The organism is Microbispora sp. NPDC046933, assembly GCF_040644635.1.
Classification (GTDB): domain Bacteria; phylum Actinomycetota; class Actinomycetes; order Streptosporangiales; family Streptosporangiaceae; genus Microbispora.
Genome location: NZ_JBEYWW010000042.1, coordinates 52,318 through 72,857, shown reverse-complemented (window position 1 = coordinate 72,857; position 20,540 = coordinate 52,318). Strand labels below are relative to the sequence as shown.

Sequence of the window (20,540 nt, the reverse complement as noted above, 5' to 3'; positions counted from 1 at the left end):
CCCCCGTTTCCGGGGCAACCCCTCTAACTTACCCGAACCCCCAGCCCGGCGCAAAACCACCGACCCAGAAGATCGAAAAGCACAAGGAGCCGCCGGCAACCAGCCCGCGCACACATCAAGACAACCACCGAAGTGATCGAAGAGGAGTGCGCCGAACCGCGCCGACACCACAAGATTACCAGGCCCTGCCGACGGCTTGGCCCGGCTAGACTCCAACGCACCCGCCCGGCAGTCTATTCCCGCAGGTCATCCATCGGATGGAAGTTCCGTACGAGCGTCTGTCCGACCAACGGCGCGGGGCCTGGCTGCATTCCCCTAACGACTCGTTCGCGCGGGCAAGGGTAGGGGCCGGAGCGTGCTACGACTTGATCCACCTTGCGCAGCCTTTCCACGGAGAAGGGGTAGGAACGGGACGTGACTCGACAGGGGTTCCCTCGCGCCCTGATCGTGCTGGTCGGCGCCGCCGCCGCGGTGATCACCCTCGCCGGCGTCCAGGCGGTGGGCTCGATCGTCGGCCCGGTCGTCCTGGCGCTGACCCTCGTCATCGCCGTCTCCCCGGTACGCGGCTGGCTGGCCCGCCGCAAAGCCCCGGTCTGGCTGCAGGTGGCCGTCCCCCTCGCCGTGGTGCTGCTGGTCCTGCTCGGGATGGTCGCGGTGCTCAGCCTCGCCGCCGCGCAGCTGGCCATCCTGGCCCCCACGTACGCGGTCCAGTTCAACGCGATGGTGGCCGACCTCCAGCACTGGGCGGCGGGCCTCGGCTACGGGAGCGAACAGCTCAACAAGGCGCTGTCGTCGCTCGATTTCGGCAAGGTGATCGGCCTCGCCCAGAGCGTGTTGAGCAGCCTCCTGGGAGTGCTGTCGAGCCTGTTCCTGATCGTCGTGCTGCTGCTGGCCATGAGCCTCGACGCCCCCGTGTTCGCCCGGATCGTGGACGCCGCCTCGGCCGAACGACCGGCGCTCGCACGCGCGCTCAAGTCCTTCACGTACAGGACCCGCCGGTATCTGATCGTCTCGACCGTCTTCGGCCTCATCTGCTCGGTCCTGGACGTCATCGCGTTGTACGTCCTGGCTGTGCCGCTCCCGCTGCTGTGGGGGGTGCTCGCCCTCATCACGAACTACATCCCGAACATCGGGTTCATCCTGGGCCTCATCCCGCCGGCACTGCTCGGGCTGCTGGAGGGCGGACCCAAGACCATGCTGCTGGTGATCGTGGCGTACATCGCGATCAACGTGGTGATCCAGTCGTTCATCCAGCCGAAGTTCCTGGGTGACGCCGTGGGGTTGTCCACCACGGCCACGTTCCTCTCGCTGATCGTCTGGGCGTGGGTGCTCGGTCCGCTCGGCGCGCTGCTGGCGATCCCGCTGAGCCTGCTCGTCCGTGCCCTGCTCGTCGACAGCGATCCGGACGGCACCTGGGCCGCCGCGCTCATCTCTGGGCGGTTACCGGAACCCTCCCCGGCGTCCCGTCCCGACTCGCAGCCCGAACGCCCCGAACCTCGGTGAGGCCGTCCGGCCATGTCAGGCTCGCAGCCGTTCGGCACCGAGCACTCGTGCGGCCTCGGCCTTGGTGGCCGCGCGGACCTCGACGAAGCCGTTCTCGTTGCGCAGGATGGTGACGATCCCGGTCAGCAGCGTCGCGCGGCGGAGGCGGTCGCGGGCGACGACCTCCCTGTCGATCGACAGGACGTCGGCATGGGCGCTCTCGTCGGGGGCCCACACCCAGGCGCGGCCGCTGAAGCCGGGATCGGGCCCGATCGGGACGGCGCGCACACCGGCCTCCTCAAGCCGCAGGGTGGTGGCCGCGGCGCGGCGGAGCCGGGGTCGAGCGGAAGGACCTCACGCATCCTGCCCGCGGCCAGGCCGCCGGCCTCGGATTCCGCGCGCAGCGCCGGGCCGGCGGCGTCGGCCAGCGGCCAGAACCGCAGCAGCCACGCCTCCTCGACGGCTTCGGCCACGCTCTCGTCGCCGTCGATCGGCTCGCTACGGACCCGGTCCGGCATAGGCCCGCAGGCCGTAGGCGAAGAACGGCGGCCCCAGCAGCAGCCGCTGCCCCGACGGAACACGCATGAGGCCACACAACTCGACGATGCCGCCCGGGCTCAGATAGAGGACCTGCCCGGCCTCGGTCCAGGGCTGACCGGGTGCGGGAGGCTCGGCGTCCCACGCCTCCATCCGCACGCGCGCACTCCACGCCCACGCCTGACTGGTCACACCGACCTGACCCAGGGCGACCTGTCCGGGCTCGGTGAGCAGCGCGCCGGCCGCGATCTCCGTACCGGCCGGCAGACCGAGGCCGGACGCGTCCAGGAGGTCGAAACGGCCATAGGAAATCGGCACCTCGTCCTCGACGGTGCGGAGCAGTCGGGCCATTCCGTCCCTCCAATGGCGATCACGCGGGCGGGTGGAGACGCTAGCGGCCGTGGGCGACATTTCGGGGCGGATGCGTGCCCACGGCCGTCGGACGGGCCCCGGCACGGAGCGTCTGCGGGCCCCGCCGCGGTGCTCCGGCTTATGGTCTGATCATGCGGCGATGGGACAACGACGAGCGCCTCACCGGGATCGCGGACGCCTCGGCGATGGAGCCACAGGTGTCCGCTCTGCTCGACGCGATGGCACGGGACGGGTGGGTGACGGAGGAACCCGAGGCGCATCTGCTCCCCCACCTGCGCCGGGCGTGCGGGTCGGAGTGGCTGCTGACCGGTGAGCGCCTGCTCGACGACGGCGTGTACGAGGTGACGGTGTCGCTGGCCGGCGACAGGGAGGGCGTCCACGTGCTCCGCGACGTGATCCGGCTGCTGTCGGCGATCGCCGAGACCGTCTTCTTCGTACGGCAGGCCGCGCCGGGCGTGTTCGAGTGCGTGACCGGAATGCTCGATGGTGACCCGCCCGGCTTCAAAAGCCACGGCCACATGGTCCGTCTCATCGTGACCTGAGACGGGCGGGACCCCCGTCTCAGGTGGCGGGAACGGCTTCCTTCTCCCCCGGGACCCGCACCGGCGTGGTCTCCGCGTACCTGCGCCGCCACGGGATGGCGGCGATCAGCACGGGGAACAGCACCAGCGAGCTGATCGCCCAGGGCGCGTGCAGCTCGCCCCACTCGGGCCCATGGAACTGGGTGAGCACGATGTATCCGATCGCGGCCCACAACGTGCTGCCGAGGATCGCCGGCCAGGCCCAGCGGGTGGGCCGGGCGACCAGGAACGGCATGAACCACAGCAGATACTGCGCGCCGAGGCGCGGCGTGAAGATCATGAAGGACAGCAGGATCGCGATCGTGACGTCGACCGGGTCGGCCTTGCGCCACCAGACGAGGCAGGCGACGATCGCGGCGTAGATGAGGTATTGGCCGATCCTGGCCGGGAGCGGGTCGAGGTTCCAGTTGCCGCCGCTGACCAGGGCGGTCCAGCCCCAGTCCCCCGTGATCGGGCGGACGTCGCTGGGCCGCAGCCCGATGGTGTTGAGCACCTCGGGAAGCTGCCGCCACTCCGTCCAGCCGCCGATCGGAAGCGTCAGCAGGAAGAACACCGGCGAGACGCCGGTCGCGACCAGCGAGACCAGGCGGCTGCGCAGCCCGGGCAGGAACATCAGCAGGGCCGGCACGAGGATCACCGGCCAGCTCTTCGCGCAGAGCGCGAGCCCCATGAGCAGCCCCGCCCACACGGCCCGGCCCGTCGCCGCGCGGTCCTCCTGCGACGGGTGGACGATGCGCCGCACGATCTCGGCCGGCGAAATCCAGGGCAGCGGCAGGTCACGGTTCGCGAGCCGCATGCGGGCCCACGGCAGCGGCTCGGGACGCCGCCATTCGCCCGGGCCGCGTGCCACGACGTACGCCGCGACCCCGAAGACCAGGGAGACCGGCTCGACCTGGCCGTGCACGGAGGCGACGAGGATCGCGAGGGGGTTGCAGGCGTACTGGAAGGCGCGCAGCTTCTCGGTTCGCGCCCCGGCCAGCTTGCCGACCAGCGGGATCAGCACGACGTCGGCGACGACTGTGACGATGCGGCCGGCGTACTCCCATGGGATGCCCAGCCACAGCAGCAGGCCGTACATGTAGGGGATCGTCGGGAGGAAGTGCCATCCGCCGTTGCTCTCGAGCACCGGGTCGCGGTGGTCGAGGATCGCCACGCCGGCGGGCTGGAAGCTGTTGACGTAGTCGACCGGCTGCCACTGGGTGTCCCTGGCCGACAGAACCATGATCAGCACGCGTACGGCGATGCCGAGCGTGAGCGTGACGGCCAGGGACGGCCGCCAGCCCTTCCATTGGGCGACGAGCGCGAGCACGACGCCGGCGACGAGGACGATGCTGGTGGGGATCGCGTATTCCATGACGATGCCAAGCCTGCCCGACGAATGGCAAAACAGGCGACTCGATCCCGGATTCGGCGACCCGACCGTCGCGGTCCGTCACGATTCGGGGTATTGTGACCACGGAGCGTTACATCCAGGAGACTTCGATGAAAATTCGCCTGTGGATCACCCTTGCCGTGGCCATGATCGTCGGGATGCTGATCGGCCTGCTCGCCCCCACGCACGGGGGCGACCGGCCCGGCGGGTAGGGGGGTCATCCCCGCCGGACCGGCCGCCTGATCATGGGCGCCCGACTCGGATCGGCGCTGCTCACACCGTGTGCGGCGGCGAGGGATCCGGTCCGGCGGGCCGTGCCCGGATCCCTCTGTCCGTCGGTATGAGGCGGGTCAGAAACCCGCGGTGATCCTGGTGAAGTCCCAGTCGTTCTGCGCGATGCCACTGCAGTTCGACACCACGCCGCCGCCCGGGCAGCCGCGGTCGCGGTTGACCGCCCAGTACGCCAGCCGCGTCAGGCCGTGCGATTTCGCCCAGTCGCGGATCTGGGTCCAGGTCTGGGTCGTGGTCATCTCCTGCTGATCGGACACGCCGTTCATGCCCGAGATGCCCATGTGCGCGTACGCGGTGGCGTCGTTCCACCCGTACGCGGACTTGAGCGCGTTCTTCAGGCCCTCGGCCGCGTTCACGGTGTCGGTGTAGATGTTGGAGCTGCCGAAGTCGAACGGCATGATCGTGAAGTTGTCGATCGGCACGTTCAGCGCCTTGGCCTGGTTGATCAGGCGGATGCCGTGCGTGTTCGGGCCGGTCCTGCCGGTGCCGAAGGTGACGACGACCTTGACGTTCGGGTTGTTCGCCTTGACGGTCTTCAGGCCGTTCAGGATGCGGTCCTGCACGGTGTAGTTCTCGAACTCGTCGGTGTTCTCGATGTCGAAGTCCACCACCGCGGGGCCGACCGCGTTGATGACCTGCTGCACCGCGTCGGCGAACGCCTGGGGGCTCGAGCAGTTCGGACCGAGCTTGTTGCCCTGCCAGCCGCCGAAGGAGATCTGCACGCTGCCGCCCGCGGCCTTGATCTGCTGGATCGCGGTGGCGTCGGCGCCGCCGGTCAGCGGGCGGTTGCCGTCCCAGGCCGGGGTGCAGCCGCCGCTGGACAGGATGAACGCCATGGTGAAGGACTTCACGCCGGTCGCGCTCATCACCGAGGCCGGGCTCGGCGGGTTGCCCCAGCCCATGTAGAGGTACGGCGCGCCGGGGAGCTTCCCGCCGCCGCTGGTGCAGCCGGTGGTGGTGCCGGTCACCGAGCCGCTCGCCGCGGACTCGCCGTTCGAGTTGTACGCCTTGACGGTGTACGTGTGGGTGGTGCAGGTGCCGAGGCCGGAGACCGTGGCGCTGGTGCCGCTGACGGTCGCCTTGACCGAGGTGCCTTCGTAGACGCGGTAGCCGGTCACCGTGCCGCTCGACGCCGACCAGGACAGCGAGATCGACGAGTTCGTGGTGCCGGTGACCGACGGGTTGCCCGGCTTGCCCGGTGCGCCTGACGGCGGAGTCGGCGACGGGCTCGGGTTGCCGCCGCTGACCTGCTTCCAGAGGGCCGGGACGTTCGGCGGTTCCCAGCCGGTCAGGGACGTGTGCGCCTGGATGCACTCGTAGTCGACGCCGTTGTAGGTCACCCGGGCGCCGATGGCGTACCAGGTGTTCGGGGCCCAGGCCGGATAGGCCAGCATGACCACGCTGTTCGGGGCCGCCGAGGCGGACGCGGCCGTTCCCGCGACCAGTCCGGCGACGGCCAGGAGGAGGGAGGCGAGCAGGGCGACCAATGCCCTGGCGCGCCGGCCCGTACCGAAGCGAAGCTGCATTCTTCCTCGCAAAGGTGGGGGGTGGGTGGGGGGATCACTTCAGGGCGTCGAGATACGCCCTGTGGGAGCGGGAGAATTCGGAGCCCGTGTACTTGTCCCAGTTGACGGACCAGGCCATGAGGCCGCGCAGGCCGGGGAAGACGCCGTGCGGCCGGTAGGAGCCGCAACCCGTCCCCTTCGCCAGGCAGCCGAAGGCGCTCTGCACCTCGGCCGTGCTCGTGTAGCCGTTGCCGGCGTACGGCGCGGCCGGCAGGCCGATCGCGACCTGGTCGGGACGCAGCGGCGGGAAGGTCGCGCCACCGGCCACGGGGAAGCCGGTGAGCAGCATGTCGGTCATGGCGACGTGGAAGTCGGCCACGCCCATCGTGTGGTATTGGTTGTCGAGGCCCATGATCGGCCCGGAGTTGTAGTCCTGGACGTGCAGCAGCGTGAGGTCGTCACGCAGCGCGTGGATCACGGGCAGGTACGCCCCGGAGCGGGCGTCGGCCGTGCCGCCGCGGCCCGGCCCGTAGAACTGGTAGCCGAGCTGGACGAAGAACGTCTCGGGGGCCATGGTGAGGGTGAACCTCGCGCCGTACCTGGCCTTGAGCGTCTTGATCGCGGAGATGAGGTTCACGACCACGGGCGTTGTCGGGTTGCGGAAGTCGGTGTCGCCGGGGTTCAGCGACAGCGAGTGGCCCTCGAAGTCGATGTCGAGGCCGTCCAGGCCGTACCTGTCGATGATCGCGGCGACGGACTGGACGAACGTGTCCCGGGCTGCGGTGGTGGTGAGCTGGACGATCCCGTTCTGGCCGCCGATCGAGATCAGCACCTTCTTGCCGGCCGCCTGCTTGGCGCGGATGGCCGCGACGAAGTCGGCGTCGCTCTCGACGTTCGGGCACTCCGTCACGGAACAGCGGGTGAACCGGATGTCGCCGGAGGTGGGCGAGGTCGGCTCGCCGAAGGCCAGGTCGATGATGTCCCAGGCGTCCGGGACGTCGGCCATCCGGACGTAGCCGGAGCCGTTGGCGAACGAGGCGTGCAGGTAGCCCGCCATCAGCCGCTTCCCGCCCGGCGGCGGGGGGCTCGGCGAGGTCGACGGTGAGGGGGACGGGGACGGGCTCGCCGAGGGTGACGCCGATGGTGAGGGGGACGGGGAGGGCGGGGTGCCCGGGCCGTCGAGGACGAGGTCGTCGGCGTAGTAGGCGCCCTGGCCGTACCAGCCGTTGACGTAGATCGTCACGCTCATCGTGGACGACCCCGTGGTGAACGAGGTCGACAACTGCGACCAGGCCGACCCCGGCGACCCCCACGTCTGGGCGTTCACCCCCTCACCGGTCGCCCCGAGGAACACGTAGTTGCCCTGCACCCAGGCCGACAGCGCGTACGTCGTGGACGGCTTCACGCTGATCGTCTGCTGGCACCGGGCGTAGTCGCCGCCGGCCGGCGCCGCCGACAGCGCCTTCGACCCGCCGTGCACCGGGCTCGACACCACCTGCGCCGTGGAGGCGCACGTCCACCCCGACAGCCCCGACTCGAACCCCGGATTGGCCGCGATGTTGGCGGCCTGGGCCGGGCCGGTGAACGTCGCCGTGAGCAGGCCGGCGAAGGCGAGCGACGCCGCCGCGCCCAGGCCGATGAGCTTCTTCATGTGCCTCATCCCGTGTACGAAGCGAAGATCTTGGAGAACTCGTAGGGCGACTGGGGGATGTTGGTGCAGGAGTAGAGCGCCCCGGTGCAGGCGTTGCGGTCGCGGGTCATCTCCCAGAAAGCCAGCAGCCCCAGGTGCCTGTCCTTGGCGAAGGCGACGAGCTGGCGGGCGTCGTCCTGGTTGTAGATCCGGCCGTCGTCGTTCTGGCCGAGCATCGGCGTGACCCCGACCATCCGCCACACCTGGGCGTCGGACAGGCTGGGATACAGGCTCTTGAGCTGCGCGAAGGTGCTGTTGGCCGCCTGCACCGCCGCGTCGCCGTAGTCGACGGACTGGTAGTAGTCCATGGCCATGACGTTGACGGCGTCGAGCCTGACCCCGGCGTCGCGGGCGGACCGGACCACGTTGACGCCGTCGACGGTCAGGCCGTTCGGCAGCACGGGCAGCGTGAGGGAGATCTTCAGGTCGGGGTGGGCCTGCTGCAGCCGGGCGAGCGCCTGCGACCGGCGGGCGATGGACGCGGGCTCGGCCGCCGCCGATCCCTCGATGTCGAGGTCGATGTACTTCAGGTCGTAGGCGGTGACCACCGCGTCATACTCGGTGACCAGCGCGTTCACGTCCGTGCACGCCTGGGCGAGCTCGATGCCGGTCGCGCCGCCGAAGGACACCTTGACGTCCCCGCCGCCGGCCCGGATCGCGTCGATCTGGTCCTTCGCCCACTTCTGCCGTGGGTCGTACGCGTTGAACCACATCGCCTTGCAGCCCGACGCGGTGACGAACGCGAGGGTGAAGCTCTTCAGCCCGGACGCCGAGGCCATCGCGCTCAGGCTCGGGGTCGGCCAGGCGCCCATGTCCACGTACGGCGCGGTGCGCAGGGCCCCGGGCACGGGCGGCGGGCTCGTGCTCGGCGACGGGCTGGGGGACGCGCTCGGAGACGTGCTGGGGGACGCGCTCGGTGAGGGGGACGGCGAGGTCGTGACACCGTCGCACGAGCCGCCGTTCAGGCGGCAGTTCGCCGGCTTGCCGGGCCCGCTGTTCACCCAGCCGAACGTCGTGGAGGCTCCGGCGGCCAGGCTGCCGTTGTACTCACGGTTCTTGAACGTGTAGTGGTCGCCGGAACGCGTCATCAGCGCGTCCCAGTAGGACCCGACCGACGAGCCGGCGGGGAGGTCGAACTCGACCGTCCAGCCGGAGATCGCGGCGGTCCCCGTGTTGGTGAGGGTGTAGCGGCCCTGGTAGCCGGAGCCCCAGTCGGAGTCGGCCGAGAAGACGGCCTTGACCGTGGCGGCCTCGGCGGGCAGCGCGACGAGAGCGAGCGCGAGTGCGGCAATCGCGGCGAGCGCACGCCAGACGTACCTGGTTTGCATAGACACAACCTCTGTGGGGGGTGAACGGGGAGGTCATGGGAATCCGTACGGCCGGCGCCTGACGGAGGCGGCCGATCGGAACGGCACCGGCCGTACGGCACTCAAGGGCGTCTGGTGACGGGACGCGAGAGGAAGGCGCTAGGGGTGAGGAAGGGCCATTGTCGGCTCCCGGTGGTTCTTTTAGGAAAGTTTCCTAAGAGTTGTACGGATCGTAGCTTCGCGGTCGCTGGTTCACAAGACCCAATTCGACAGCGTTCCTAACGAACCCTGTCATCGCCGGTCGGCGCGCGGGGACGTGTTATGCGCGCGTTAAGCGTCGACTGCTCGTCCGTTAAGGCGGGAATGTCCTGGCACGATCTCCGGCTTCACCTCGTCCCGCGAAGCACCCGCCCGGGCACGGTGTTGCCGCGTGCGCCCGCCTCACGGCCCACGGTGAAACGAGGTCATGAAGCGAGGTCATGAAGCGAGCTCAGCGCAGGATCGCGCCCTCCCGAACGGCGTGCCTGCCGTCGCTCTGGACGTTGACGAAGTCGACGAGGCCGACCAGCTTCTCCAGGTCGAACCCGGTCTCGATGCGATCGGCGTCGGCGGGGAGGTAGACCGTGAGCAGATAGTGGCGGCCGGTCGCCGCGCCGAGCGCGTCGAGTTGGGCGCGGAACTCGGCCAGCAGGGCCGTCAGGTTCCGCCTGTCGTCCACGCCGGCGTGGTTGCCCAGGTGCCCCTCGCCGCCGGGCCACTCCCAGTCGACGTCGATGCCGTCGAAGACGCCCGCCGCGCTGCCCGGCCCTCCCCTGCCCCCGGCGCCCGGCAGGTCGCCCCTGATGTAGGCGTCGAGACACGACTTGACGAACCTCTGCCGGGCGGCGGCGGTCCGCGCGGCGTCGGAGAAGTACTTGGAGTAGGTCCAGCCGCCGATCGAGATCAGCGCCTTCAGGCCGGGGTGGCGGGCCTTGAGCTTCTTCAGCTGGTTGAAGTTGCCGGCGAGCGGGGCGTCCGGGGGGTCGGCCGTGCCGTCCAGCGACTCGGCGGCCGTGAAACCGCGCTGGTAGTCGGCCCAGGCGTCGCCCGCGCCGTCGCCCTGGTCGGGGTCGTTCGGGTCGGGCGCGAGCGGCCGGGTGACCCCGGTGAGACAGGTCAGCGAGCCGGGGTCGATGTTCGCGAAGGCGTAGAGGACATGGGTCAGCCTGCCCGCCAGCCCGCTGGTGTCGAGGTCGCGCACGGTGGACGTGGCGCCGTACGCGCCGCGCTGCGCGACGTACCCGACCCTGATGCGGCCCGGCGAGGGGGACGGCGACGGCGTGACGGTCACGGTGACCGTCACCTCCGGCACGGGAGCGGCGGCGGCTGCCTGCGCGGGAACGGCCTGTGCGGGGATGACGGCCTGTGCGGGAACGGCCTGTGCGGGGGCGGCTGCCTGCGCGGGAGCGACCGCGTCCCGCGCCGGTGCGGCGGCGGCCCGCGGCACCACGATGCGCGACCTGGCCTGCGTCCGGCTGATGTCCGTGACGCCGGTCTCGGTGGCACGGGCCGGGCCGTACCAGGCGACGAACAGCGAGGACAGCACGGCGCTCAGGACCACGACGGCGAAGGCGCCACGCGTGATCGCTCCCATGGTGGGCTCCGAACGAGGACGAGCCTCCGCGACGGGACGCGGAGGAGGGAAGAGGAATGCCGCGGGAGCGTAGTGGCGTCGCCGCAGGAGGGACAAGGAGCGAAGTCTTAAGCCCGGATTATGCGCGGCTCATGTCGCAGGCGGGCACGTTCCAGCGGCGCCACCTGCGGTTATCCATGATGCCCCGCTTCTTTGCAAGTTTCACCCCCACCGGTGTTCGACCACCCTGCCAGCCCGTGCCGGCTTCGTGCCAGCCTCCTGCCGGCTTCGTGTCAGCCCCCTGCCAGCCCCCTGCCAGCTTCGTGCCAGCGCGGGCGGCGACCGTCGAGGCATGACGTACGCGATTGAGGCCCGTGGTCTCGTGAAGAGATACGGCGACAAGGCCGCGCTGGCCGGGATCGACCTCGCCGCGCCGCCGGGCTCGGTGCTCGGCGTGCTCGGTCCCAACGGCGCGGGCAAGACCACCGCGGTCCGCATCCTCGCCACGCTCGTCTCCCCCGACGGCGGCCGGGCGTCGGTCGGCGGGCACGACGTGGTGAAGGCGCCGGCCGAGGTGCGGAAGCTGATCGGCCTCACCGGCCAGTACGCGTCGGTGGACGAGAAGCTGACCGGGCGGCAGAACCTGGTGATGATCGGGCGGCTGCTCGGCATGGGCCGGGCCGAGGCCCGGGGCAGGGCGGCGGCGCTGCTCGCGGAGTTCGGTCTGGAGGACGCCGCCGACCGGGCGGCGGGGTCCTACTCGGGCGGCATGCGACGGCGCCTCGACCTGGCCGTCAGCCTGGTCGGCCGGCCGTCGATCGTCTTCATGGACGAGCCGACGACCGGGCTCGACCCGCGCGCCAGGGCGGACCTGTGGCGGATCGTGCGCGAGCAGGTGGCGGGCGGGGCGACCGTGCTGCTCACGACGCAGTACCTGGAGGAGGCCGACCAGCTCGCCGACGAGATCGTGCTCATCGACCACGGCCTCGTGGCGGCGAGGGGCACGCCACGCGAGCTGAAGGCCAGGGCGGGCGACCGGCGGCTGGAGATACGGCCCGAGCACGACACGGAGAAGGCGGAACTGATCCTCGCCCAGGTCACCGGGCTGACCCCGCACCGCGGGGAGAACGGACTGCTCAGCGTGCCGTTGCTGGACTCGGCGGTGAGCCCGGCCGTGTTCCGGCGGCTGGAGGAGGCCGGTGTCCCCCTCGCCGAGCACGCCGTCCGCAGGCCCACGCTCGACGAGGCGTTCCTCGCCCTCACAGGCGGCACGACCACGGGGAGCACGCCATGACGGTCGCACCCGCCACCAAACCCGCACCACTGGCCGACGGCCCCCGCAGGAAGGACGCGATGACCGCCACACCGTTGACGAGCGGGCGCCGGGGCGCGCTCGCGCAGGGCATGACCCTCGCCTGGCGGAGCCTGGTGCCGCTGCGGAACGAGCCCGGCCGGCTCGTCCAGTTCCTGCTTCAGCCGATCTTCATGGTGGTGGTCTTCGTCCTGATGTTCGGGGCCATGTCCGGCGACCCCGAGCACGCCGCGCGCTACCTGATGCCCGGCGTGCTCACGCAGGTGGCTCTCATCTCGACGAACACCACGGGCATGAACCTCGCCGAGGACATCGTGAACGGCGTGTTCGACCGGTTCCGGAGCATGCCGATCGCCCGCTCCGCCCCGCTCGTCGGACGGGTGACCGCGGACGCGCTGACGACGGCGGTGACCATCCTGGTGGCCCTGCTCGCCGGGATCGCGGCCGGGTTCCGGATCACGGCCGCGCCCCTGGACGCGCTGGCCGGACTGGCCCTCCTGCTGCTGTTCACGCTGGCGCTGAGCTGGGTGTCGGCCTGGCTCGGGCTGAAGGCCAGGTCCGTCGCCTCAATGCAGGGCATCGCGACCGCCGTCCTGCTGCCGCTGACGTTCGGCAGCAGTGCGTTCATCCCCTCGGCCAACCTGCCGGGCGTGCTGCGCTGGTGGTCGTCGGTCAACCCGGTCTCGCACCTGGCCGACGCCGTCCGCGCCCTGCTCACCGGCGCTCCTGTGGGGGCCAACGTCTGGATCACACTGGCCTGGGCCGCCGCCGTCAGCGTGTGCTTCGTCCCGCTCGCCGTACGCGCCTACACCCGGAGGATCCGGTGAACGTCCCGCCGCCTGCCGCTGCACGGCATCGGCACAATCAGTAAGCCGTCCTTCGCGCAGTGGCCCGGTGCGGCGGCAGCGGCGCCGGCACCCTCCACGGCAGGACCCTCGCCCCTGCCTACCTCGACCTGTCCAGCGCCTCCATCGGCGGTCTGGTCGACCCGGCGCCCGAGGCCCCGCTCAGCCGCCTCCTCGTGCCCGAACTGCTTGCTGGTCACCGGCGCCCCCGGCCCCGACGACCTCGCCGAGCTCGGCATCCGCGGCGACGCCCTGCGTGACCGCCTGCTGGCCGGCCTCCCTCTCACCGCGATCCCCTGACCCCCGGCGAGCCGCTGCTGCCCTAGCCCGCGGATCACGATCGGCGCACCGTCCTACCTGGTGTTTCCGGTGACAGGCAGGCCGAGATCCTCGCGCGGCGACGTGCGGCCGCGCTCGTAGGCGGCGTCGAAGGCCGGGCCCGCCACCTCGCGCGCCGACGCCAGCGCCTCCGCGGCCTCGGCGTCCGCCCGCCAGCCCGCATGAGCGGCGTCGGCCGCGCCGAAGAGCGCCGCGGAACGCTCCGCGTCGCCCCCGGCCAGGGCGACCATGGCCAGCCCGGCCAGCACCGTCGCGAGGACCGGCGGGTCAGGGGTGGCGCCGAGGGCGCGCAGCGCCTCGTGATGGCGCGCGAGCGCGCCGTCGAGGTCGCCCCTGGCCAGCAGCGCCCTGCCGTACTCGGCGTACGCCGTTCCGAGTTGCTGCGGGACGGCGGGGTGGGCCTCCAGCACGGCCAGGGCCTCCTCGTGCGCCGCCACCGCGCCGTCGAGGTCTCCCCTGCTCCGCGCCACCTTCGCCTCGCCCATGCTCACCTGCACGAGCGCGTACGGCGAGACGCCTGCGGACACGTGGGAGCGGGCGGCCGCCACGTCCGCCGCCGCGCCCTCGGCGTCGCCCGCCTGAAGGCGCAGCTCGGCCAGGCGAGTCAGCGTGGAGATCGTGTCGTCCGCGCTGACCCATCCTGCGGTCAGCCCGGCGATCTCGTCGATGAGGTCAGCCGTCGGCACGCCCCGGCGGGCGCGGAGCGTGGCCAGCGTGAGAAGGGCCTCGCTGAGCCCCCAGCGCTCCCCCAGCGCCCGGAACCTGCGCACCGCCTCCTCGACGTCCCGTTCGCTGTCGCCCGGCAGGCCGAGCGACCCGCCCCTGATCATCAGCGCCGAGCCGGCCAGCCAGGGATCGTCCGAGCCGGCGTACGCGTCGAGCATCCCGGCCGCCTCCTCCCTGCGTCCTGCCATCGCCGTCACGACCGCCCGCAGGATCGGCAGCATCGGATGCACCGGGCCCTCGCGCCGGGCCGCCGCGACGAGGTCGCCGAGCTCCCGGCGGATCTCCTCCAGCCGGCCGGGCTCCATCCAGATCGTGCCGAGCCGGGTGACCGTGACCGCGAACCGGCACCCGGCGTAGGCGCGCACCAGCCCGGCGGGCGGGCCTTCCGGGACGAGATCGAGGACCTGCCCCGCCCAGACGGCCGCCTGACCACGATGGCCACGCAGCCACCAGTACCAGCTCAGCGTGCCGCACAGGCGCAGCGCGGTCTCCACCTCCCGGGAGTCGACGGCCCAGCGCAGGGCGGCGTTCAGGTTGTCCTGCTCGGCGGTCAACCTGGCCATCCACTCCAGCTGCCCGGCTCCGCGCAGGCGTGCCTCGCCCTCCTCGGCGAGCCGCAGGAAGTGCGCCGCGTGCCGGCGCCGGTAGCGGTCGAGCTCACCCGCGTCCGTCAGCCGCCGCAGCGCGTACGCGCGGATCGTCTCCAGCATCCGGAACCGGCCGTCGCCCGGCGTCTCCAGCAGGGACTTGTCGACCAGGGACGGCAGCACCGCCACCACGTCCAGGCCGTCGCCCCCGCAGACCGGCTCCGCGTCGTCCAGCGCGGCGCCGCCGGCGAACACCGCGAGCCGCTCCGCCAGCGTCCTCTCCTCGGGCGTGAGCAGGTCCCAGCTCCACTCGACCACCGCGCTCAGCGTCCTGTGCCGCGGCAGGGCCGTACGGCTCCCGCCGGTCAGCAGGCGGAACCGGTCGTCGAGGCGGGCCGCGAGCCGCTCCGGGCCGAGCGCCCTGATCCGCGCCGCGGCCAGTTCGATGGCCAGCGGCATCCCGTCGAGGCGGCGGCAGATCGTGACGACGTGCGGGGTCGTGTGCTCGTCGAGGGCGAAGCCGGGGCTCACCGCGCGGGCGCGGTCCACCAGGAGGCGCACGGAGGGGTACTCACCCGCCTCGCCGGGGGTGACGCCCTCCGGGGGCAGGCCGAGGGGCGGGATCGGGGCGAGCGTCTCCCCCGGCACACCGAGCGGCTCGCGGCTGGTCGCCAGCACGCGCACCCCCGGGCAGCGGCGCAGCACGAGCTCGGCCAGGCCCGCCGTGGCGTCGATCACATGCTCGCAGTTGTCGAGGATGAGCAGCAGCTCGCGCCCGGCGAGGCAGGCGACCAGGCGTTCGGCCGGGTCCGGCGGGTCACGCCGCCAGTCTCCGCCCACCCGCGGCTCGGCGTCGGCGCCCAGCGCTTCGAGCACGGACCGCACGACGTCCGCGGGATCCGTCAGAGGGGCCAGCTCGGCCAGCCACGCGCCCTCGCCGTACTCGCTCGCTCGGGAGCCGCCCTCCCCGGCGACACCCTCCCCGGCAGCCTCATCTCCGGCGGCCTTTTCCCCGGCGACGTTTTCTCCGGCGACGCCGTTCCCGGCGGCACGCAGGGCGGTCTCGACCGCCAGGCGCGTCTTGCCCGCTCCGCCCGGCCCGACGACCGTGACCAGCCGGGACTCGCGCAGCAGGGCCGACAGGTGGGTGACCTCCTTCTCGCGGCCGACGAACGACGTCGGCGGCGCCCACACCCTGCCCCACACCCTGCCCGCCGCCCTGCCCGCCGCCCTGCCCGCGCGCCGGTCCGTGCCGCCGCTGATGCCACTGTCAGTGCCGGTGCTGCCAGTACTGCCAGTGCTGCGGGTGACGGCGTCCCGGGTGCCGTACGGACGCCGCGCGGGCGGGGCGGGAACCCGGGCGGGCGTCGTGGTGGCCTGCCCGCGCAGCACGTCGAGATGGGCGGCCCGCAGCTCCGGACCCGGATCGACCCCGAGTTCGTCGGCGAGCGCCCGCCGGACCCGCTCGTACAGGGCCAGCGCCGCCGCCTGCCTGCCCGACCGCGCGAGCGCGCGCATCGCCAGGGCGGACAGCCGCTCGCGCAGCGGATGGGCGGCCACCTCGGCCGACAGGTCCACCTCGCGGCCGAGCGCGAGATACGCGGCGGCGCGGGCCTCGACCCCGGCCAGCCGCCGCTCCTCCAGCCGGGTCGCGGCGGCCGCCAGATAGGGCACCGCGCGCAGGTCGGCCAGGGCGGGCCCGCGCCACAACGCCAGCGCCTCGTCCAGCTCCGCGCACGCCTTTTCCAGCTCCGCGTTCGGGGCTTCCGCGTCCGCCACCCGGTCCGCCACCCGGTCCGGCAGCGTGCCGGTCGCGTACGGCAGGGTCAGCCGGGTGAAGACGTGGGCGTCGACCTGTGCCGGCTCGATGGCGAGCACGTACCCGCCGTCGCGCCACACCACCGCGCCGGGCCGCCCGAGCGCCGCGCGCAGGCGCTTCACCAGCGTCTGAAGGGCGTTCGCGGCGTTGGCCGGCGGGCCGTCCTCCCACAGCGCGTCAACGAGCCGGTCGGCCGGGACGAGGCGGCCCGGCTGCAGGGCCAGCGCGGCCAGCAGCGCGCGCACGCGCGCGCCCGCGACGGCGACCGGAGCCCCGTCGTCGTCGAGGACCTCGATCGCGCCGAGGAGACGAACCCGCACGCCGGTCAATCCTGCCAGGCGCCCGCGCACCGTCCTGCCAAGCGCCGAGCGCCAACGCGCGGGGCGCCCGGCGGCCGCGACGCCTGCCCGTCCGTCGGTCGTTCAGGTGACGCCGCTCAGATGGCGCCGACCAGGGTGACGACGCCCGCTCCCACCAGGGCGAACGCCCACATCCTGTCGAGGTTGAACCAGGCCCGGCGCAGGACGGCGACGCCGAGGAACTCGTACACCACGACGGCGACCACGGTCGCCGTGAGGAACATCGCGAGCGTGTGCACCCCGGCGACGAGCATGCCGCCCGACAGGACGTGCCCGTGATGACCCGCCGGCATGCGGGTCAGCACGGGCAGCAGCATCAGGCCCGCGCCGTGCACCGACGACATCAGGAACGACCAGGCGGCGAGTTGCGGCAGCGACAGCCGCATGCCCACCCAGCGGAAGTGCCGCCGGGCGAGCAGGTGCCACAGGCCGAACCCGACGAGCACGACGCCCGCCCCGATCGCGAGAGCCGTGGCCGTCACCAGCGACCCGGTCGCCGACACGACGGCCACCACGAGGGCCACCGACGCGAGATGGCCCAGCGCGATGACCGGCAGGGACTGCAGCAGCAGGTCGCGGCTGCGCTCCTGCAGCCCCCGGGCGACGGCGAACAGCCAGCCCATCGCGGGGTTGATCCCGTGGAAGGCGCCGAGCAGGACGACCGCGGCCAGCGTCACGGGTAGCAGTAGGAGTCGGAGGACGCGTCACCGCCCTGGAGCCGGGTCTGGTGCGGGCGCAGGCCGCGGAAGTCGTCACCGTGTGGGAAGAACCGCTCGTCCAGCGAGAACGACTCGGTGTCGATCTTCGCCATCCAGGCGCCCACGCCGTCGGGGTAGAACTGGTCGTCCCAGGCCCCGTACAGGGAGTTGGTGACGTAGACGCGGCGGCCGTCGCGGCTCACCTCGACCATCTGCGGCCCGCCGGCGAGCCGCTCGTCCGGCGCGGCCGGGTGTGCCTCCCGCCGCACGATTCCGCCGAGGCGGACCGAGCCGATCTCGACCGGCTTGAACGGGTCGGACACGTCGTACTGCTTGAGCTCGCCGGTGCCCCAGCACGAGACGTACAGGCGCTGGTCGTCCACCGACAGGTCGATGTCGGTCACCAGCGGCGGCACCGCGCCGAACGGCTTGAGCACGTCGGGCAGGTCGTCCGGCGAGGCTGGCTCGGCCGGGATGGTGATCACTTTCTGCGCCGCCCAGCGGGAGCCGTCCCCGTGCCCGACATCTCTGTGCCACAGCCACACGGAGGCCGACAGGTCCTCGACGCTGACGACGACCCCGGCGAAGCCGTAGGTCTTGGTCGGGTCGTGGGCGGGGCGCAGCTCCAGCGTCATCTGGTGCTGGTCGCCGAGATCCACCTCCTGGACGTGCTTACGCTTGCGCAGATCCCAGAAGTGCAGCTTGTGGCCGTACTTGCGGCCGAGCAGCAGCTCGCCGACCACACCGTCCTCGATCATGGAGGGCGTGCCCCACTCGGAGGTGATCATCACGTCGTGGTTGATGTGCCACCAGAAGTCGTAGGCCAGGTACTGCGGGCCGCGGTCCACCTCCCACCGGCCGAGCACGTCGAACGAGTTGTGGTCGAGGATCGCGATGCCCCCGGGCCCGTCGTCGCCGTAGCCGCCGAGCGCGCTGACGTACAACCCCTCGGGGCCGCAGTGCACGGTGTGCGGGCGGGAGTAGCCGGCCCGCTTGCCCAGCTCCTCGGCCTCGATGACCTTCACGAGCTCCGGGCTGACCCGGTCCTTGGTGTCGTACACGTAGATCCGCGACGACCGCAGGCCGGGGACGATCAGGTAGCGCCGCTCGACGTGGGGGTGCGGCGCGTAGGGGCACAGCGCGCTGCTGCAGGCGTTCCAGCCGAAGTGGTGCAGCTCGTCCCCCGTGTACGGCAGGTCGGTCCAGCCGACCACGCTCCCGTAGGACGGGGAGCCGGGGTCGGTGTCCAGCACGGCGAGCGCGTCGGGCCGCTGGGCCGACCGGTCGAAGGCGGCGACGTAGGCCAGCTTCTCCGGCGGTGCCTCGGCCGCGTCCCTGGGCGAGGGATAGAAGGTGGGGTCAGGCTTCCACAACGTCATGCATCCCAGGATTCTCTGGTGTTCCCTACCAAGTCAATAGGAATCTACCGACTGTGACCGGCGCCTGGATAGGGCTATAACAGGACATGCGGTTTCGTGACGGGAGCGGACATGTTCTTCGGGATCACCAACATCTGGACCTACATCGCGGGATCATTCCTGATCATCCTGCTGCCCGGGCCGAACTCGGTGTTCGTGCTGTCCACCGCCGCCCAGCGCGGCGTGCGGCAGGGCTACCGCGCGGCGGCCGGGGTCTTCGCCGGCGACTCGGTCCTCATGTTCCTGTCGGCCGCGGGGGTCGCCTCGCTGCTGAAGTCCACGCCCCTCCTGTTCTCGATCGTGAAGTACTCCGGCGCGATCTATCTGGCGTGGATCGGCTTCGGCATGCTCCGCGGCGCCTGGCGCTCCCTGCGCGCCTCCCGCGACGGGACCGCGGCCTCTCAGGTCACGGAGGCGTCCCAGGCCGTGGAGGAGGGGGTCCCCGCGCCGGTGGGCGACCCGTTCCGCAAGGCGTTCACGATCAGCCTGCTCAACCCCAAGGCCATCTTGTTCTTCGTGGCGTTCTTCGTGCAGTTCGTGGACCCGTCGTACGGCGCGCCGGCGCTGTCGTTCCTGATCCTGGCGCTGATCGTGCAGGTCTTCAGCGTGGCCTACCTGAGCACGCTCATCTTCGGCGGCACGTTCCTCGCGACCCACTTCCGGCGCCGTCGCAAGCTGGCCGCGGGGCTCACCTCGGGGGTCGGCGCGCTCTTCCTCGGCTTCGGCGCCAAGCTGGCCACCGCGACGCTGAGCTGACGCTCGCTCCCCACCGGCCGTGCTCATTCGCCGTGCAGGTCGGCGAGGGCGTTCTCGAAGGCGTCCATCGCCCGCTCGATCCGGTCCAACCCGGCCGACGGCAGCCAGGCCATGACACGGGAGACCCCGGCCTTCTCGCACTGCTCCAGCGCGCCGGGGTCGGCCGGCGCGGACAGCATCACGACCTCGACGTGCCTGCCCTCCTCGTTGGCGCGCCGGAACAGCTCGGGGACGCGCTCCAGGATCCCCGGGCCGTAGTTGGGCAGCCACGCGTCGCCGTAGGCGAGCACGCGGTCGAACACGCGCGGCCCGACGCCGCCCACCAGGATCGGCGGGTAAGGCTTCTGCGCCGGTTTGGGCCATGACCAGATCGGGTCGAAGGACACGAAGTCGCCGTGGAACTCGGCCTCGTCTCGGGTCCAGATCTCCTGCATCGCCCGGACGCGCTCACGCATCACGGCGAAGCGGCGGGCCGGATCGACACCGTGGTGGCGCAGCTCCTCGCGGTTCCATCCGGCGCCGATGCCGAACTCGAACCGCCCGCCGGTCAGGTTGTCCACGCTCGCCACCGTCTTCGCCAGGCCGATGGGCTCGTGCTCGGGCACCAGGCAGATGCCCGTCCCCACGCGCAGCCGGGTCGTCGCGGCGCCCGCGGCCGTCGAGGCGACGAACGGGTCGTAGCTGTGCCAGTAGCGCCGGGGCAGTTCGCCTCCCCATTCGTCCTTCGGCGTCTGGCCGCCGGGCGGCACCGGGATGTGCGTGTGCTCGGTGAACAGCAGCGCCGTGTGGCCGCGCTGCTCGACGAGCCGGGCCAAGGCATCAGGACGAACCGCATCATCCGTTGCGAAATAGCCGAAACCTGAGTCCATGCCGTCAACGTAACCCGCGTCCACCGCCCCCCGGGGAAAGCGCCAAGCGGCCCCCGGTAAAGC

The 20,540-nt window shown here is 71.8% G+C and carries 16 protein-coding genes; 5 read left to right on the top strand and 11 right to left on the bottom strand.

Annotation, left to right across the window (positions count from 1 at the left end):
- The first annotated feature begins 414 nt into the window (after positions 1-414).
- Positions 415-1,503, top strand: a complete 1,089-nt coding sequence (locus tag ABZ857_RS37970; RefSeq protein ID WP_357053622.1) for an AI-2E family transporter — start codon at positions 415-417, stop codon at positions 1,501-1,503.
- A gap of 15 nt (positions 1,504-1,518) precedes the next feature.
- Here ABZ857_RS37970 and ABZ857_RS37965 read toward each other — a convergent pair whose 3' ends face one another.
- A complete protein-coding gene (locus tag ABZ857_RS37965) occupies positions 1,519-1,770 on the bottom strand; it encodes a hypothetical protein (RefSeq protein WP_357053619.1) in 252 nt (83 codons plus the stop codon).
- A 210-nt stretch (positions 1,771-1,980) separates the two neighbouring features.
- On the bottom strand, positions 1,981-2,370 hold the full coding sequence (locus ABZ857_RS37960) for a hypothetical protein (protein WP_357053616.1): 390 nt from the start codon (positions 2,368-2,370) through the stop codon (positions 1,981-1,983).
- 152 nt (positions 2,371-2,522) lie between these two features.
- On the opposite strand from ABZ857_RS37960, the gene ABZ857_RS37955 reads away from it, so the two are divergent.
- On the top strand, positions 2,523-2,933 hold the full coding sequence (locus tag ABZ857_RS37955; RefSeq protein ID WP_357053613.1) for a hypothetical protein: 411 nt from the start codon (positions 2,523-2,525) through the stop codon (positions 2,931-2,933).
- A 19-nt stretch (positions 2,934-2,952) separates the two neighbouring features.
- Here the strand turns inward: ABZ857_RS37955 and ABZ857_RS37950 are convergent, their stop codons facing one another.
- The 5 genes from ABZ857_RS37950 to ABZ857_RS37930 all read right to left on the bottom strand — a co-directional run bounded on the left by ABZ857_RS37950 (position 2,953) and on the right by ABZ857_RS37930 (position 10,770).
- Positions 2,953-4,326, bottom strand: coding sequence for a hypothetical protein (locus ABZ857_RS37950; protein ID WP_357053610.1), 1,374 nt, complete (start codon positions 4,324-4,326; stop codon positions 2,953-2,955).
- A 368-nt stretch (positions 4,327-4,694) separates the two neighbouring features.
- Positions 4,695-6,161, bottom strand: a complete 1,467-nt coding sequence (locus tag ABZ857_RS37945; protein ID WP_357053607.1) for a carbohydrate-binding protein — start codon at positions 6,159-6,161, stop codon at positions 4,695-4,697.
- Positions 6,162-6,195: 34 nt separating this feature from the next.
- A complete protein-coding gene (locus tag ABZ857_RS37940; RefSeq protein WP_357053604.1) occupies positions 6,196-7,791 on the bottom strand; it encodes a glycosyl hydrolase family 18 protein in 1,596 nt (531 codons plus the stop codon).
- Positions 7,792-7,796: 5 nt separating this feature from the next.
- Positions 7,797-9,158 (bottom strand): cellulose binding domain-containing protein, encoded by a 1,362-nt coding sequence (locus ABZ857_RS37935; RefSeq protein ID WP_357053601.1) that lies wholly within the window; start codon positions 9,156-9,158, stop codon positions 7,797-7,799.
- A gap of 469 nt (positions 9,159-9,627) precedes the next feature.
- Entirely contained in the window at positions 9,628-10,770 is a 1,143-nt protein-coding gene (locus ABZ857_RS37930) for a glycosyl hydrolase family 18 protein (RefSeq protein ID WP_357053598.1), read from the bottom strand.
- A 331-nt stretch (positions 10,771-11,101) separates the two neighbouring features.
- On the opposite strand from ABZ857_RS37930, the gene ABZ857_RS37925 reads away from it, so the two are divergent.
- Positions 11,102-12,043 (top strand): ATP-binding cassette domain-containing protein, encoded by a 942-nt coding sequence (locus tag ABZ857_RS37925; protein WP_357053595.1) that lies wholly within the window; start codon positions 11,102-11,104, stop codon positions 12,041-12,043.
- On the top strand, positions 12,040-12,888 hold the full coding sequence (locus ABZ857_RS37920; protein WP_357053592.1) for an ABC transporter permease: 849 nt from the start codon (positions 12,040-12,042) through the stop codon (positions 12,886-12,888). The genes ABZ857_RS37925 and ABZ857_RS37920 overlap by 4 nt, the downstream gene beginning before the upstream one ends.
- Positions 12,889-13,259: 371 nt before the next feature.
- Here ABZ857_RS37920 and ABZ857_RS37915 read toward each other — a convergent pair whose 3' ends face one another.
- The 3 genes from ABZ857_RS37915 to ABZ857_RS37905 form a co-directional block, all read right to left on the bottom strand.
- The gene (locus ABZ857_RS37915; protein WP_357053589.1) at positions 13,260-16,697 is read right to left on the bottom strand and encodes a BTAD domain-containing putative transcriptional regulator; all 3,438 of its coding nucleotides are present in this window, start codon (positions 16,695-16,697) and stop codon (positions 13,260-13,262) included.
- Between the two features lie 116 nt (positions 16,698-16,813).
- Positions 16,814-17,422, bottom strand: coding sequence for a hypothetical protein (locus ABZ857_RS37910; protein ID WP_357053625.1), 609 nt, complete (start codon positions 17,420-17,422; stop codon positions 16,814-16,816).
- Complete coding sequence (locus ABZ857_RS37905; RefSeq protein ID WP_357053586.1) at positions 17,410-18,813, bottom strand: selenium-binding protein SBP56-related protein; 1,404 nt, start codon at positions 18,811-18,813, stop codon at positions 17,410-17,412. Before ABZ857_RS37905 ends, ABZ857_RS37910 begins: the two co-directional genes overlap by 13 nt.
- 111 nt (positions 18,814-18,924) lie before the next feature.
- Here ABZ857_RS37905 and leuE point away from each other — a divergent pair, with 111 nt between their 5' ends.
- Positions 18,925-19,608, top strand: coding sequence for a leucine efflux protein LeuE (gene leuE, locus ABZ857_RS37900; protein ID WP_357053583.1), 684 nt, complete (start codon positions 18,925-18,927; stop codon positions 19,606-19,608).
- A 23-nt stretch (positions 19,609-19,631) separates the two neighbouring features.
- Here the strand turns inward: leuE and ABZ857_RS37895 are convergent, their stop codons facing one another.
- Entirely contained in the window at positions 19,632-20,423 is a 792-nt protein-coding gene (locus tag ABZ857_RS37895) for a TIGR03619 family F420-dependent LLM class oxidoreductase (protein WP_357053580.1), read from the bottom strand.
- Positions 20,424-20,540: the final 117 nt, after the last annotated feature.

Excerpts from the sequence above, each read along its gene's own strand:
- ABZ857_RS37960 (WP_357053616.1), bottom strand. The coding sequence starts at position 2,370 with ATGGCCCGACTGCTCCGCACCGTCGAGGACGAGGTGCCGATTTCCTAT.
- ABZ857_RS37955 (WP_357053613.1), top strand. The coding sequence starts at position 2,523 with ATGCGGCGATGGGACAACGACGAGCGCCTCACCGGGATCGCGGACGCC.
- ABZ857_RS37950 (WP_357053610.1), bottom strand. The coding sequence starts at position 4,326 with ATGGAATACGCGATCCCCACCAGCATCGTCCTCGTCGCCGGCGTCGTG.
- ABZ857_RS37945 (WP_357053607.1), bottom strand. The coding sequence starts at position 6,161 with ATGCAGCTTCGCTTCGGTACGGGCCGGCGCGCCAGGGCATTGGTCGCC.
- ABZ857_RS37940 (WP_357053604.1), bottom strand. The coding sequence starts at position 7,791 with ATGAAGAAGCTCATCGGCCTGGGCGCGGCGGCGTCGCTCGCCTTCGCC.
- ABZ857_RS37935 (WP_357053601.1), bottom strand. The coding sequence starts at position 9,158 with ATGCAAACCAGGTACGTCTGGCGTGCGCTCGCCGCGATTGCCGCACTC.
- ABZ857_RS37930 (WP_357053598.1), bottom strand. The coding sequence starts at position 10,770 with ATGGGAGCGATCACGCGTGGCGCCTTCGCCGTCGTGGTCCTGAGCGCC.
- ABZ857_RS37925 (WP_357053595.1), top strand. The coding sequence starts at position 11,102 with ATGACGTACGCGATTGAGGCCCGTGGTCTCGTGAAGAGATACGGCGAC.
- ABZ857_RS37920 (WP_357053592.1), top strand. The coding sequence starts at position 12,040 with ATGACGGTCGCACCCGCCACCAAACCCGCACCACTGGCCGACGGCCCC.
- ABZ857_RS37905 (WP_357053586.1), bottom strand. The coding sequence starts at position 18,813 with ATGACGTTGTGGAAGCCTGACCCCACCTTCTATCCCTCGCCCAGGGAC.
- leuE (WP_357053583.1), top strand. The coding sequence starts at position 18,925 with ATGTTCTTCGGGATCACCAACATCTGGACCTACATCGCGGGATCATTC.